The following is a 16,645-nucleotide window of genomic DNA, read 5'->3' on the forward strand; positions in this document are numbered from 1 at the left end:
TCCAGTCGCTCCCTTTCAGGAGGAGCCGAGTTCGTCGTCGAGCAGGTCGAAAAGCTCATCGTCGGTCGCGGATTCGAGGTCGTTGTCGTCGGTTTCGCCATCGGCGGCCGTGTCCTGCGCGTCGTTCCACTTCGCCAGCAGGGCCTGGAGGCGCATGGTGATCCTGGAGCGGGTGACGCTGTCGTCGGCGGCCCCCGCCAGGGCGGTTTCCAGCCGGTCGAGTTCGCCGAACACCGACGGGCCGCCGCCGTCCCCGTGCGGGAGTTCCGCGCGCAGATGGTCGGCGAGGGCGTCGGGCGTCGGGTAGTCGAAGATCAGCGTGGCCGGGAGCCGGAGCCCGGTGGCCGCGCCGAGCCGGTTGCGGAGTTCGACGGCGGTGAGCGAGTCGAAGCCGAGGTCCTGGAAGGCCGTGGCCGGTTCGATGGCCGCCGCACTGCCGTATCCGAGGACGGTGGCCACCTGCGCGCACACCAGGTGGGTCAGGTGGCGGTCCCGTTCGGCCGGGGACATGCCCGCGAGCCGGGTGGCCAGGCTCGTCGCGTCGTCCGCCCCGCCGCCACCGGCCGCGGCGGCACGCCGTACCGGGGTACGGATCAGCCCGCGCAGCAGGGGCGTCACCCCGGTGCTGGCCTGGGCGCGCAGGGCGGCGAGATCCAGGGCGGCGGGGATGAGCACCCCGTGTCCGGCGAGCCCGGCCACGTCGAACAGGGCCAGGCCCTCGGCGCCGCCGAGCGCGTTCATGCTGCCGCGGTTCATCCGCTGCCGGTCGGCGGTGGCGAGGGTGGACGCCATGCCGTCCTCGTCGTCCCACAGGCCCCAGGCCAGCGAGACGGCGGGCAAGCCCTGGTCGCGCCGGTGCTGGGCGAGGGCGTCGAGGAAGGTGTTGGCCGCCGCGTAGTTGCCCTGCCCCGGGTTGCCGAAGACACCGGCCGCCGAGGAGAACAGCACGAACTCCGCGAGGTCCAGGCCACGGGTCAGCTCGTGCAGGTTCCACGCCGCGTCGACCTTCGGCCGCAGGACGTGTGCGACGCGCTCGGGGGTGAGGGATTCGACCGTCCCGTCGTCGAGCACACCCGCCGCGTGGATCACGGCGGTCAGCGGGTGCGCGGCGGGGATGTCGGCCAGGACGGCGGCGAGCGCGCCCCGGTCGGCCGCATCGCATGCCGCCCAGGTGACGTCGGCGCCCAACGCTCCCAGTTCAGCGGCCAGTTCGGCGGCGCCCACCGCCTCGCCACCGCGACGGCTCGTCAGCAGCAGCCGCCTGGCCCCGCGCTCGGTCACCAGGTGGCGGGCCAGCAGCCCGCCCAGGGTGCCGGACGCGCCGGTGACCAGCACCGTGCCCGCCGGGTCGAGGCCGGGCACGGCCGCAGCGTCGAGGGCGGCGACGCGCGCCAACCGGGGTGCGTACGCGGCCCCGGCCCGTACGGCGAACTGCGGCTCGTCCGAGCGCAGCGCACCCAGCAGCGCGGGGAGGGCCGTGGTGTTGTCCACATCGGCCAGTACGAACCGGCCCGGGTGCTCGGCCTGCGCCGACCGCACCAGACCCCAGAGCGCGGCGTGGGTGAGGTCGTCCACGCCCTCGCCGCTCTCCCCGTCCGTCACGGCCACGGCGCCCCGGGTGAGGAGGACCAGCCGGGCGTCGGCGAACCGCTCGTCGGCCAGCCACTCCCGTACCAGGGCCAGCGCCCGCAGGGTCACGGTGTGCGTCGCGGCCGCCGTGTCCCCGGGGGTGGTGAGGTCGGGCAGGCACGGTACGAGGACCACGTCCGGCGCGATCCCCTCGGCCTCCACCGCCTCGCCGAGCGCGGACAGGCCCGCGTAGGTCTCGGCCTCGATCCCGGTGTCGGCCAGCGCCGCCGTGATCTTCAGGTCGCCGCCGCCGGTGTTGTCCAGGACGGCCCACAGACCCTGCTGTGCTCCGTCGGCTGAAGGCAGCGCGGCCCAGCCGAGCCGGAACAGCGACTCATGGTGGCGGGCGTTGCTGGCGTTGAACTGCCCGGGGTCGAGCGGCCGGAGCGCGAGCGAGCCGACCGACACCACCGGGGCACCGGCCTCATCGGTGATCTCCAGCGCCACCGCGCCCTGCCTGGCACTCTGCCCGGCCGGGGACACCCGCACCCGCAGGGCGGTCGCGCCGACCGCGTGCAGCCGTACGGAGTCCCACGCGAACGGCAGCCGGGCCTGCCCGGCCTCCTCCGCCGCCCAGAACTCGCCGAGGCCCACGGCGTGCAGCGCCGCGTCCAGCAACGCCGGGTGCAGCCCGTACGCACGGGCCTCACCCTGCTGCTCCTCGCCCAACGCCACCTCGGCGAACACCTCGTCGCCACGCCGCCACGCGGACTTCAGCCCCTGGAACACCGGGCCGTACGCGAGACCGAGCGCGGCGAAACCGTCGTACAGGCCGTCGACGTCGATCGGCTCGGCCTCGGCCGGGGGCCACTCCGTCAGGGCGGTGGCCACGGCGGTACCGGAGGCCGTGAGCACACCGGCCGCGTGCCGGGTCCACGGCTCGTCGGCGGCGCCCTCCGGGCGCGAGTAGATGTGCACCGCGCGCCGCCCCTCGGCACCGTCCGGCTCGTCCACGGACACGCGGAGCTGCACCGCGCCGCGCTCGGGGAGGATCAGCGGCGCCTCAAGGGTCAGTTCGTCGACCTGGTCGCATCCGACCTGGTCACCGGCCCGGACCGCCAGCTCGACCAGGGCCGTGCCCGGCAGCAGCACGGTGTCCATGACGGCGTGATCGGCCAGCCACGGGTGCGTACGGAGCGACAGTCGGCCGGTGAAGAGGAAGCCCTCGGAGTCGGGCAGGTCCACGGCGGCACCCAGCAGCGGGTGATCGGCGGTACCGAGCCCGGCCGACGCCACGTCCCCCACGGTCCCGGCGGGGGCCTCCAGCCAGTACCGCTCGCGCTGGAAGGCGTACGTGGGCAGCTCGGCGCGCCGCGCCCCGGTCCCGGCGAAGTACGCCTCCCAGTCGACGGCCACGCCACGGACGTACGCGTGGGCAACGGCGGTCGCCAACGCCTCGGCCTCGGGACGGCCCTTGCGGAGGGCGGACGCGAACGCCGCATCCTCGCCGGTAAGGCAGTCCTGTGCCATGGCGGTGAGCACACCGTCCGGGCCCAGCTCGACGTACGTCGTCACGCCCTGCGCTTCGAGGGTGCGGACGCCGTCGAGGAAGCGGACCGCCTCGCGGACGTGGCGGACCCAGAAGTCGGCGGTGGCGATCTCCTCGGCGGAGACCACGGCACCGGTCAGGTTGGACACGATCGGGATGCGCGGAGCCTCGTACGACAGCCCCTCGGCCACCTCGCGGATCGCGTCCAGCATCCCGTCCATGCGCGGCGAGTGGAAGGCATGGCTGACCGTGAGCCGCTTGGTCTTTCGCCCCTGCGCCTCGAAACCGGAAGCGATCTCCAGGGCAGCGTCCTCGTCACCCGCGATGACCACCGACGTGGGCCCGTTGAGGGCGGCAATGCTCACCCGGTCGGTGAGCAGCGGCAGTACTTCACCCTCCGAGGCCTGGATGGCGATCATCGCGCCACCGGCCGGAAGCTCCTGCATCAACCGCCCACGCGCCGCCACCAGCTTCGCCGCATCGCCGAGCGACAACACCCCCGCCACATGCGCGGCGGCCAACTCACCGATCGAGTGCCCGGACAGGAAGTCCGCCTTCACACCCCACGCCTCGACCAGCCGGAACAGCGCCACCTCGATGGCGAACAGCGCAGGCTGGGTGTACCCGGTCTGATCCAGTGCTGCCGCGTCATCCCCGAACAGCACCGTCTTCAGCGGCGTTTCGAGGTGCGTGTCCAGCGCATCGCACACCGCGTCCAGCGCCTCGGCGAACACCGGGTACGCCTCGTACAGCTCGCGGCCCATGCCGAGCCGCTGGCTGCCCTGCCCGGTGAACAGGAACGCCACCTTGCCGTCCTTCACCGAGCCCTCGACCAGCCCCGGAGCCGACTCGCCACGCGCCAGGGCGTCGAGTGCTGCCCGGTCATCGCCGACCACGACCGCACGGTGGTCCAGCGTGGCGCGCGTGGTGGCGAGGGAGTAGCCGAGGTCGCCCGGAGTGATCTCCGGGTGCTCGTCCAGGTGCGAACGGAGCCGTACGGCCTGCGCGCGCAGCGCGTCGGCGGTCTTCGCCGACAGGACCCACGGCGTCACACCGGGAGTCGTGGCCTCGCGCGGCGCCTCGTCCTCGACAACAACCGGCGCCTGCTCAATGATCGTGTGGGCGTTCGTGCCGCTGAAGCCGAACGACGACACCGCCGCACGTCGGGGACGCCCCGACTCCGGCCACTCCCGGGCCTCACCCAGCAGCGACACCGCGCCCGCCGACCAGTCGATGTGCGGCGACGGCTCATCCGCATGCAGGGTCTGCGGCAAGACACCATGCCGCATCGCCATCACGATCTTGATGATGCCCGCGACACCGGCGGCGGCCTGCGTGTGGCCCATGTTCGACTTGATCGACCCGAGCAACAGCGGCCGCTCCGCGTCCCGCTCCTGGCCGTAGGTGGCCAGCAGCGCCTGCGCCTCGATCGGGTCGCCCAGCGACGTACCGGTGCCGTGCGCCTCGACCGCGTCCACCTCGGCGGCCGACAGCCCGGCGTTCGAGAGGGCCTGCCGGATGACGCGCTGCTGGGACGGGCCGTTGGGCGCCGTCAGACCATTGGACGCACCGTCCTGGTTGATGGCGGAGCCACGTACGACCGCGAGCACCGGGTGACCGTTCTTACGGGCGTCCGACAGCCGCTCCACCAGCAGCATGCCCGCGCCCTCGGACCACCCCGTGCCGTCCGCGTCCGCCGAGAACGCCTTGCACCGGCCATCCGCCGCCAGCCCGCGCTGACGGCTGAACTCCACGAACGGCGCCGGAGTCGCCATCACCGTCACGCCACCGGCCAACGCCAGCGAGCATTCACCATTCCGCAGCGCCTGCACCGCCAGGTGCAACGCCACCAGCGACGACGAGCACGCCGTATCCACCGTGATCGTCGGACCCTCAAGCCCGAACGTGTACGCCAACCGGCCCGAGATCACACTCGCCGCGTTGCCCGTACCGAGGAAGCCTTCGACGCCTTCCGGCAGCGCCGGGAGCGAGGACGCGTAGTCGTGGTACATGACGCCCGCGAACACCCCGGTGCGGCTGCCGCTCAGCCTGGTCGGGTCGAGGCCCGCGCGCTCGAAGGCCTCCCACGACGTCTCCAGCAGCAACCGCTGCTGCGGGTCCATGGCGAGGGCCTCACGCGGTGAGATCCCGAAGAAAGCCGGGTCGAAGTGGCCCGCTTCCGCGACGAATCCGCCCTCGCGGGCGTACGAGGTGCCGGGGTGATCCGGGTCCGGGTGGTAGAGGCCGTCCAGGTCCCAGCCACGGTCGGTCGGGAACTCGGAAATCGCGTCCCGGCCCTCCATGACCAGCCGCCACAGATCCTCCGGAGTCTCCACCCCACCCGGATAACGGCAGCCCAGACCGACGATCGCGATCGGCTCATCGTCCACAGCCGACACCATCACGGGACCGGCCACCGTGGCCGCCGTCCCGCCCAGTTCCGTACGCAGGAACTCCGCGAGCACCAGCGGGGTCGGGTAGTCGAAGACCAGCGTTGCGGGAAGCCGCAGCTCAGTGGCCGCGCCCAGCGCGTTGCGCAGTTCCACGGCCGTCAGCGAGTCGAAGCCCAGCTCGCGGAAGGAGTGGCCGGGTTCGACGGTCTCCGGACCGGCGTATTCGAGGACCGCCGCGACGTTCGAGCGGACCAGGTCGAGCAGCAGGTCGAGCTGTTCGGCCTCGCCGAGCCCGGCGAGGCGCTGCGCCAGCGCGCCCGAAGTGGCGGCCGTGCGCTCGGCCGTACGCCGCGCAGGCGTACGCACCAGCCCTCGGAACAGCGGCGGCAGCGCGCCGCTGCTCGCTTGGGCTCGGAGCGCGGCCATTTCCAGGGACATCGGTACGAGCAGCGGGTCGTCCGCGCCACGCGCCGCGTCGAACAGGTCCAGTCCCTCGGCGGCCGACAGCGCCAGCACACCGCCCCGGCTCATCCGGGACGTATCGGTGTCATCCAGCGCGCCGGTCATCGTGCTGGCGTCGGCCCACAGGCCGTAGGCGAGGGACGTACCGGGCAGGCCCTGCGCCCGGCGGTGCTGCGCCAGCGCGTCCAGGAAGGCGTTGGCGGCGGCGTAGTTGCCCTGACCGGCGTTGCCGAAGACTCCGGCGGCGGACGAGAACAGGATGAATGCCGACAGGTCGAGGTCTGCCGTCAGGTCGTGGAGGTTCCAGGCCGCGTCCACCTTTGGGCGCAGGACGTGCGCCAGCCGTTCCGGTGTCAGGGAGCCGATCACGCCGTCGTCCAGCACGCCCGCCGTGTGGACGACGGCTGTCAGCGGATGCTCAGCCGGAACCGACCCCAGCACCTCCGCCAGCGCGTCGCGGTCTGCCGCGTCGCATGCGGCCCAGCGCACCTGGGCGCCCAGCGCGTGCAGTTCCGCGCCGAGTTCCGCAGCGCCCGGAGCGTCCGCGCCGCGACGGCTCAGGAGCAGGAGCTGACGTACGCCACGCTCCGCCACCAAGTGGCGCGCCAGCAGGCCGCCTAGCGTGCCGCTCGCGCCGGTCACCAGCACCGTGCCGCCCTCGGCGCCGAACTCCGGCGGAGCGGCGTCCACCACGGCCCGCGCCAGGCGGGGCGCCCGCACCGTCCCGGCCCGTACGGCCACCTGGGGCTCGCCCGAGGCCAGCGCGCTCGACACTGCCGTACGCGAGTCAGCCTCGCCGTCGACGTCGACCAGCACGAAACGGTCCGGGTTCTCCGACTGCGCCGAGCGCACCAGGCCCCATACGGCGGCGTGCGCCAGGTCGGCCACCGGCTCGTCCTTGGCGGCGGCGATGGCGCCCCAGGTGAGGATGACGAGCTTGGTGTCCGCGAAGCGGGCGTCGGTTAGCCAGGTTTGGAGGAGGTGGAGGGTGCGGGTGGTGGCGTCGTGTGCGGCCTGAGGGGGGTTCTCCCCTAGCCCGCCCCTTCCCGCAACCATGGGCTCCGCCCCTGGACCCCGGTCCTCAAACGCCGGACGGGCTGAAGATGCCGCACCGTCCGCGTGCGGGCCGGAACGCCCTTCGGGCGTGTCCTCAATCGCCGGACGGGCTTGATTTGCCACACCTGGGCTTCCAAGTGCCGCGTCCGGGAGGGCTTGGGGTGCCACATCCGCCCGGGCTTCGGATGCCGCGTCCGAGCGCTCACGCGCCGCATCCGCCCCGGCCTCGGGGGCCGCATTCGGGCGCTCAGGCGCCGCATCGCCCCGGGCCCCGGGTGCCGCATCCACCCGGGCCTCGGGCACCGCGTCCGGGCGTTCGAGTGCCGCGCCATACACGTGCGGCTGGGGACGCCCTTCGGGCGTGTCCTCAATCGCCGGACGGGCTTGATTTGCCACACCTGGGCTTCCAAGTGCGGCAGCCAGGGGCAGGACCACGTACTCCGGGGGCTCCGCGCCCCCGTCCACCGCAACCGCCAGGGCCTCCAGGTCCGCGTACGTGTCGAAACGCTGCGGCAGGTCGAGGACATCGGGGCCCAGCAGCGCGCACCGGCCCGCCGCACCCGCAGTCGACACCTCGGGCCACTCCAGGCGGTACAGCGACTCCTGACGCGCGCCACGGATCTGCTCGGCCGCCACCGGACGCAGCACCAGCGAATCCACCGACAGCACAGCACGACCCGCGCCATCGGCCACCGCCAACGACACCGCGTCCGCGCCCACGGCCGACAGCCGCACCCGCAGCACCGACGCACCCACCGCGTGCAGCGACACGCCCAACCACGAGAACGGCAACCGGGCGCCGTCCTCGCCCTCGATCAGGCCGCCCAGGCCCACCGCGTGCAACGCCGAATCCAGTAGAGCGGGGTGCAGACCATACGAACCCGCCTCCGCACGCACGTCCTCCGGTAGCTCCAGCTCGGCGTAGACCTCATCACCCAGCCGCCACCCGGACATCAGCCCACGGAACACCGGGCCGTACTCCAGACCAAGCCCCGCCATGCCCTCGTACAAGCCATCCAGCTCGACCGGCGTCGCACCCGCCGGAGGCCATACCTCCAGGTCAGGCGATCCGGACGACGCGCCCTCCGCCAGCGCACCCGAGGCGTGCCGCACCCATGGCTCGTCCTCAAGCCGCGAGTACACCGTCAGCGCACGCCGCCCCGACACGTCGGGCGCGGCCACCGACACCTGAAGCTGAACGCCTCCCACCTCAGGAAGCACCAACGGCGCCTCCAACGTCAGCTCCTCCACCAGATCGCACCCGACCTGGTCACCAGCGTGAACCGCCAGCTCGACAAAGGCCGTGCCCGGTAGCAGCACCGAACCCATCACCACGTGATCGAGCAGCCACGGATGCGTCTGCACCGACAACCGCCCGGTCAGCAGCAGCCCATCACCGCCCGCCAGCGGAACGGCGGCCCCCACCAACGGGTGGTCCACGGTCGCCAGCCCCAGCCCGGCCGTACCACCCAAGGCCGCCGCCGACAGCTCCGGCCAGTAGCGCTCGTACTGGAACGCGTACGTCGGAAGCTCGACCCGTGCGGCGCCCGTACCGGCGAAGACGGCGTCCCAGTCGACCGTCACGCCGCGCACATGCGCCCGCGTGACAGCCGACACCAGCGCCTCGGCCTCGGCACGGTCCTTGCGGCAGACGGAGACGAACGCGGCATCGTCGCCGGTCACACACTCCTGAGCCATCGCCGTGAGCACACCGTCCGGGCCCAGCTCCACGAACGTGGTGACGCCCTGAGCCTCCAGCGTGCGCACGCCATCGAGGAAGCGGACCGCCTCGCGGACGTGGCGCACCCAGAAATCGGCAGTCGCGATCTCCTCGGCGGAGACGACATCGCCGGTCAGGTTGGAGACGATGGGGATCTTCGGGGCCTCGTACGTCAGGCCCTGCGCCACCTCGCGGAACGCATCCAGCATCCCGTCCATGCGCGGCGAGTGGAACGCGTGGCTGACGGTGAGCCGCTTGGTCTTACGACCCTGCGCCTCAAACGACGCCGCGACTTCAGCCACGGCATCGTCGTCACCCGCGATGACCACCGAAGTGGGCCCGTTGAGGGCGGCAATGCTCACACCACCACCGACCAGCGGCAGAACCTCATCCTCCGAAGCCTGCACGGCGACCATCGCCCCGCCCGCCGGAAGCTCCTGCATCAGACGGCCACGCGCGGCCACCAACCGGCACGCATCCGCGAGCGAGAGCACGCCCGCCACATGCGCGGCAGCCAGCTCACCGATCGAATGGCCGGACAGGAAGTCAGGCCGCAGACCCCACGCCTCGACGAGGCGGAACAACGCCACCTCGATGGCGAACAGCGCGGGCTGGGTGTAGCCGGTCTGGTCCAGTGCTGCCGAGTCATCCCCGAACAGGAGACCCTTCAGGGGCGTTTCAAGGTGCCCGTCCAGCGCCTCGCACACCGCATCCAGGGCAGCCGCGAACACCGGATACGCCTCATACAGCTCACGCCCCATCCCCAGCCGCTGGCTCCCCTGCCCCGTGAACAGGAACGCCACCTGCCCGCCCGCCACCTTGCCCTCAACGAGCCCCGCAGCACCGCGATTCTCCGCCAGGGCCTCCAGACCGGCCAGCAGCCCATCCCGGTCCTCGGCGACGACGGCCGCGCGGTGGTCGAAGGCGGAACGGGTGGTCGCGAGCGAGTAGGCGAGGTCGACGGGGCGCAGCTCAGGGCGGGTGTCCACGTGTGCCCGCAGGCGCGAGGCCTGTTCCCGCAGCGCGGCCGCGCTGCGGCCGGAGATCACCCAGGGCGACACCGGAACAGCGGCATCGACAACGGCCGCCGCCTCGACCACCGGCGCCTGCTCGATGATCGTGTGCACATTGGTGCCGCTGATGCCGAACGACGAGATGCCCGCCCGGCGCGGACGCCCGGTCTCCGGCCACTCCATCCGCTCCGTCAGCAGCGACACCGCGCCCGCCGACCAGTCGACGTGCGGCGACGCCTCGCCCGCGTGCAGGGTCTGCGGCAGCACCCCGTACCGCATGGCCAGCACCATCTTCATCACGCCCGCGACACCGGCCGCGGCCTGCGTGTGGCCCATGTTCGACTTGATGGACCCCAGCCACAACGGCTGGCCGGACCGATCACGGCCGTACGTGGCCAGCAGCGCCTGTGCCTCGATCGGGTCGCCCAGCGTCGTACCCGTACCGTGCGCCTCCACCGCGTCCACATCGCCGACCGACAGCCCGGCACCCGCCAGCGCCGCCCGGATCACCCGCTGCTGCGACGGACCGTTCGGCGCCGTCAGACCGTTGGACGCACCGTCCTGGTTGACGGCCGAGCCACGTACGACCGCCAGCACCGGGTGGCCATTGCGGCGCGCGTCCGACAACCGCTCAACGAGCAGCATCCCCGCGCCCTCGGCCCAGCCCGTGCCGTCCGCGTCCGCCGAGAACGCCTTGCAGCGGCCGTCGGCGGACAGGCCGCCCTGGCGGCTGAAGCCGATGAAGGTGGCCGGGGTGGCCATCACCGTCACACCACCGGCCAGGGCGAGGGAGCACTCCCCCGCCCGCAGCGCCTGCATGGCCCAGTGCAGGGCGACCAGCGACGACGAACAGGCCGTGTCCACCGTCACCGCCGGGCCCTCCAGGCCCAGGGCGTACGCGACCCGGCCGGAGGCGATGGAGCCGGTGCTGCCGGAGCCGATCGCGCCCTCGCCGCCACCATCGGGTGCCTGCTCCACGAGCGTGGCGTAGTCGTGGTACATGACGCCCGCGAACACACCGGTCTGGCTGCCGCGCAGCGACGCGGGGTCGATCCCGGCCCGCTCGAACGCCTCCCACGACGTCTCCAGCAGCAACCGCTGCTGCGGGTCGGTGGCGACGGCCTCGCGCGGCGAGATGCCGAAGAAGGTGGGGTCGAAGTCGGCGGCGTGGTGGAGGAAGCCGCCCTCGCGGGTGTACGAGGTGCCCGGGTGCTCGGGGTCCGGGTGGTAGATGGTGTCCAGGTCCCAGCCACGGTCGATGGGGAAGCCGGAGATGGCGTCCTGGCCGGAGGCCAGCAGGTGCCACAGCTCCTCGGGGGTACGTACCCCGCCCGGGAAGCGGCAGCTCATGGCAACGATGGCGATCGGCTCATCGTCAACCGCGCCCACGGTCGACGCCGGGACCGCCAACTGGGCATCGGTGCACGCCAGTTCGTCCCGAAGGTGTTCAGCCAGGACGAGGGAGGTCGGGTAGTCGAAGACCAGGGTGGCGGGGAGCCGCATCCCGGTGGCCGCGTTCACGCGGTTGCGCAGCTCGACGGCGGTCAGCGAGTCGAAGCCCAGGTCACGGAAGGCGCGCTCGGGGTCCACGGACTCGGCGGAGCCGTAGCCGAGGACGGCGGCGACCTGCGTACGGACCAGGGTGAGCAGCAGGCCGAGCTGTTCGGCCTCGCCGAGCCCGGCCAGTCGCTGCGCCAGCGCGCCCGTCCCGGCCGTCCCGGCCGCCGCGCCCTCGGCCGTACGTCGCGCCGACGTCCGCACCAGCCCGCGCAGCAGCGGCGCCACCACGCCCGACGACGCGGCCTCGGCCCGTACCGCCGCCAAGTCCAGCCGCACCGGTACGAGCAGCGCCTCGTCCGCGCCACGCGCCGCGTCGAACAGGTCCAGTCCCTCGGCGGCCGACAGCGCGGCTACGCCGCCCCGGCTCATGCGGGACACATCGGCGTCGTCCAGCGCACCGGTCATCCCGCTGGCGTCGGCCCACAGGCCCCAGGCGAGGGATGTAGCGGGCAGGCCCTGCGCCTTGCGGTGCTGTGCCAGCGCGTCCACGTACGCGTTCGCCGCCGCGTAGTTGCCTTGGCCTGCGCCGCCGAAGACGCCGGAGGCCGAGGAGAACAGGATGAATGCCGACAGGTCGAGGTCTGCCGTCAGGTCGTGGAGGTTCCAGGCCGCGTCCACCTTTGGGCGCAGGACGTGCGCCAAGCGCTCCGGTGTCAGGGAGCCGATCACGCCGTCGTCCAGCACGCCCGCCGTGTGGACGACGGCTGTCAGCGGATGCTCAGCCGGAACCGACCCCAGCACCTCCGCCAGCGCGTCGCGGTCTGCCGCGTCGCATGCGGCCCAGCGCACCTGGGCGCCCAGGGCGTGCAGTTCCGCGCCGAGTTCCGCAGCGCCCGGAGCGTCCGCGCCGCGACGGCTCAGGAGCAGGAGCTGACGTACGCCACGCTCCGCCACCAAGTGGCGGGCGAGCAGGCCGCCGAGCGTGCCGCTCGCGCCGGTCACCAGCACCGTGCCGCCCTCGGCGCCGAACTCCGGCGGAGAGGCGTCCACCACGGCCCGCGCCAGGCGGGGCGCCCGCACCGTCCCGGCCCGTACGGCCACCTGGGGCTCGCCCGAGGCCAGCGCGCTCGACACTGCCGTACGCGAGTCAGCCTCGCCGTCGACGTCGACCAGCACGAAACGGTCCGGGTTCTCCGACTGCGCCGAGCGCACCAGGCCCCATACGGCGGCGTGCGCCAGGTCGGCCACCGGATCGTCCGGGGCGGCGGCGATGGCGCCCGAGGTGAGGATGACGAGCTTGGTGTCCGCGAAGCGGGCGTCGGTTAGCCAGGTTTGGAGGAGGTGGAGGGTGCGGGTGGTGGCGTCGTGCGCGGCCTGAGTGGGGTTCCCCCCTAGCCCGCCCCTCCCCGAAACCATGGGCTCCGCCCCTGGACCCCGGTCCTCAAACGCCGGACGGGCTGAAGATGCCGCACCGTCCGCGTGCGGGCCGGAACGCCCTTCGGGCGTGTCCTCAATCGCCGGACAGGCTTGATTTGCCACACCTGGGCTTCCAAGTGCGGCAGCCAGGGGCAGGACCACGTACTCCGGGAGCTCCGCGCCCCCGTCCACCGCAACCGCCAGGGCCTCCAGGTCCGCGTACGTGTCGAAACGCTGCGGCAGGTCGAGGACATCGGGGCCCAGCAGCACACACCGGCCCGCCTCGCCCGCAGTCGACACCTCGGGCCACTCCAGGCGGTACAGCGACTCCTGACGCGCGCCACGGATCTGCTCGGCCGCCACCGGACGCAGCACCAGCGAATCCACCGACAGCACAGCACGACCCGCACCATCGGCCACCGCCAACGACACCGCATCCGTACCAGCAACCGACAGCCGCACCCGCAGCACCGACGCACCCACCGCGTGCAGCGACACACCCAACCACGAGAACGGCAACCGGGCGCCGTCCTCGCCCTCGATCAGGCCACCCAGACCCACCGCGTGCAACGCCGAATCCAGTAGAGCGGGGTGCAGACCATACGAACCCGCCTCCGCACGCACGTCCTCCGGCAACTCCAGCTCGGCGTAGACGTCATCGCCCAACCGCCAGGCAGACGTCAGCCCACGGAACACCGGGCCGTACTCCAGACCAAGCCCCGCCATGCCCTCGTACAGGCCCTCTACCGGGAGCGCCTGGGCGCCCTTCGGGGGCCATACGCCCAGGTCGAAGGCGTCAGAAGACGACGCTCCCGAGCCCAGGACGCCCGTGGCGTGGCGCTCCCACACCTCGTCCACGGCCGCGTCCTCGGACCGCGAGTACACCGTCAGCGCGCGCCGTCCCGACGCGTCGGGCGCGGCTACCGACAGTTGAAGCTGAACGCCGCCCACCTCGGGAAGCACCAACGGCGCCTCCAGGGTCAGCTCCTCCAGGAGATCGCAGCCCACCTGGTCACCGGCGCGGACCGCCAGTTCCACAAAGGCCGTGCCCGGCAGCAGCACCGAACCGGCCACCGTGTGGTCCGCGAGCCACGGGTGGGTGTCCAGGGCCAGGCGGCCGGTGTAGAGGAAACCGTCGGTGTCGGCGAGCGCCACGGCGGCGCCCAGCAGAGGGTGGTCGGCGGCGCCGAGACCGGCGGACGCCACGTCGCCCATCGGGTATCCGGCGTCCAGCCAGTACGTTTCGCGCTGGAAGGCGTACAGCGGAAGGTCGGCGCGTGCGGTGTCCGTCCCGGCGAACACCGCGTTCCAGTCGGGGGAAACGCCGCGTACGTGCGCCTGCGCGAGGGCGGTGGCCAGGCAGTCGACCTCGGGGCGGCCGGTGCGCAGCGCGGAGACAAGGGTGGCGTCGTCACGGGTCAGGCAGTCCTGTGCCATGGCGGTGAGGACACCGTCCGGGCCCAGCTCCACGAACGTCGTGACGTTACGCTCCTCCAGCGTGCGCACACCGTCGAGGAAGCGGACCGCCTCGCGGACGTGGCGCACCCAGAAGCCGGCGGTTGTGATCTCCTCGGCGGAGACGACATCGCCGGTCAGGTTGGAGACGATCGGGATACGCGGAGCCTCGTACGTCAGGCCCTCGGCCACCTCGCGGAACGCGTCCAGCATCCCGTCCATGCGGGGCGAGTGGAACGCATGGCTGACCGTCAGGCGCTTCGTCTTTCGGCCCTGCGCATCGAACGACGTCGCGACCTCAAGCACCGCGTGCTCGTCACCCGCGATGACCACCGAACCCGGCCCGTTGAGGGCGGCAATGCTCACACCACCACCGACCAGCGGCAGAACCTCATCCTCCGAAGCCTGCACGGCGACCATCGCCCCGCCCGCCGGAAGCTCCTGCATCAAACGGCCACGAGCCGCCACCAACCGGCACGCATCCGCGAGCGAGAGCACGCCCGCCACGTGCGCGGCAGCCAGCTCACCGATCGAGTGGCCGGAGAGGAAGTCAGGCCGCAGACCCCACGCCTCGACGAGGCGGAACAGCGCCACCTCCACCGCGAACAGCGCGGGCTGCGTGTAGCCGGTCTGGTCGAGCGCCGAGGCGTCGTCCCCGAACAGGACACTCTTCAGGGGGCGTTCGAGGTGCCCGTCCAGCGCCTCGCACACCGCATCCAGGGCAGCCGCGAACACCGGGTACGCCTCATACAGCTCACGCCCCATCCCCAGCCGCTGGCTCCCCTGCCCCGTGAACAGGAACGCCACCTTTCCGCCCGCCACCTTGCCGTCGAACAGCCCGGGCGCGGGCTCCTCGTGGCTCAGCGCGTCGAGGGCCCGGACCAGGCCCTCGCGGTCGTCGGCGACGATCGCCGCGCGGTGGTCGAAGGCCGCCCGGCCGGTGGCCAGGGAGAACGCGACATCAGAAAAGGGGAGTTCGGGGTGGGCGTCCAGGTGGGCGCGGAGGTTCGCGGCCTGGGCGCGCAGCGCGGTCCGGGACTTGGCCGCTACGGTCCACAGCGGCAAGGCAGCGGCAGCGGGGGGCGCACCCTCGCCATCCTCCTCGGCGGCGGCAGCCGGATCCGGCGCCTGCTCCAGGATGGTGTGCGCGTTGGTGCCGCTGATACCGAACGAGGACACGGCGGCCCGGCGCGGCTGCCCGGTCTCAGGCCACGCACGCGCCTCGGTGAGCAGCGAGACGGCGCCCGCCGACCAGTCGACATTCGACGTGGGCTGGTCGACGTGCAGGGTCTGCGGAACGACCCCGTGCCGCATCGCCATGACCATCTTGATGATGCCCGCGACACCGGCGGCGGCCTGCGTATGCCCGATGTTGGACTTCACCGAACCCAGCCACAGCGGCTGCCCATCCGGCCGCTCACGCCCGTACGTGGCGAGCAGCGCCTGCGCCTCGATGGGGTCGCCGAGCGTCGTCCCCGTACCGTGCGCCTCGACCACGTCGATCTGCCCGGCGGAGAGCCGGGCGCCGGACAGGGCCTGGCGGATGACGCGCTGCTGGGAGGGGCCGTTGGGGGCGGTGAGGCCGCTGCTCGCGCCGTCCTGGTTGATGGCGGAGCCGCGTACGAGGCCGAGTACCTGGTGGCCGTTGGCGCGGGCGTCGGACAGCCGCTCCAGGAGCAGCATGCCCGCGCCCTCGCCCCAGCCGGTGCCATCCGCCGCGTCCGCGAACGACTTGCAGCGGCCATCCACCGCAAGCCCCCGCTGGCGGCTGAACTCGGTGAACGTGCCGGGGGTGGCCATCACCGTCACACCACCGGCCAGCGCCAGCGAGCACTCGCCACGCCGCAGCGCCTGCGCCGCGAAATGCAGGGCGACCAGCGACGACGAACAGGCCGTGTCGATGGTGACGGCCGGGCCCTCCAGGCCGAAGGTGTACGCCACCCGCCCGGACGCGATGGACCCGGAGCTGCCGTTGCCGAGGAAGCTCTCGACGTCCTCGGGCGCGGAGAACAGCCGGGACGCGTAGTCGTGGTACATGACGCCCGCGAACACACCGGTCCGGCTGCCCTTGAGCTGTACGGGGTCGATCCCGGCCCGCTCGAACGCCTCCCACGACGTCTCCAGCAGCAACCGCTGCTGCGGGTCCATGGCCAGCGCCTCGCGCGGCGAGATACCGAAGAACTCCGGGTCGAACTCGGCCGCGTCGTGCAGGAAACCACCCTCCCGGACGTACGGCTCCTGCCCGCTGTCCGGCTCCGGGTCGAAGAGGACGTCCGTACCCCAGCCACGGTCGGTGGGGTACGGAGAGGCCGCGTCACCGCCACGCGCGACGAGGTCCCACAGCTCCTCGGGCGTCCGCACGCCACCCGGGTAGCGGCAGCTCATCGCCACGATGGCGATGGGCTCCTGCTCGCGCTCCTCGACCTCGCGCAGCCGCCGCCGCGCCTCGCGCAGGTCGGTGGTGGCCCGCTTGAGGTAGTCGAGGTACTTCTCTTCGTTCGCCGTCGCCATT

General features: G+C 72.6%; 1 protein-coding gene. It reads right to left on the reverse strand.

Annotated elements, in window-relative coordinates:
- Window positions 1–15 precede the first annotated feature (15 nt).
- Complete coding sequence (locus ACWC5C_RS05295) at window positions 16–16,644, reverse strand: type I polyketide synthase (protein ID WP_450873850.1); 16,629 nt, start codon at window positions 16,642–16,644, stop codon at window positions 16–18.
- Window position 16,645: the final 1 nt, after the last annotated feature.

The organism is Streptomyces sp. NPDC001700 (assembly GCF_053596435.1).

Bases quoted from the DNA above. Each gene is read 5' to 3' on its own strand.
- ACWC5C_RS05295 (WP_450873850.1), bottom strand. From the start codon at position 16,644: ATGGCGACGGCGAACGAAGAGAAGTACCTCGACTACCTCAAGCGGGCC.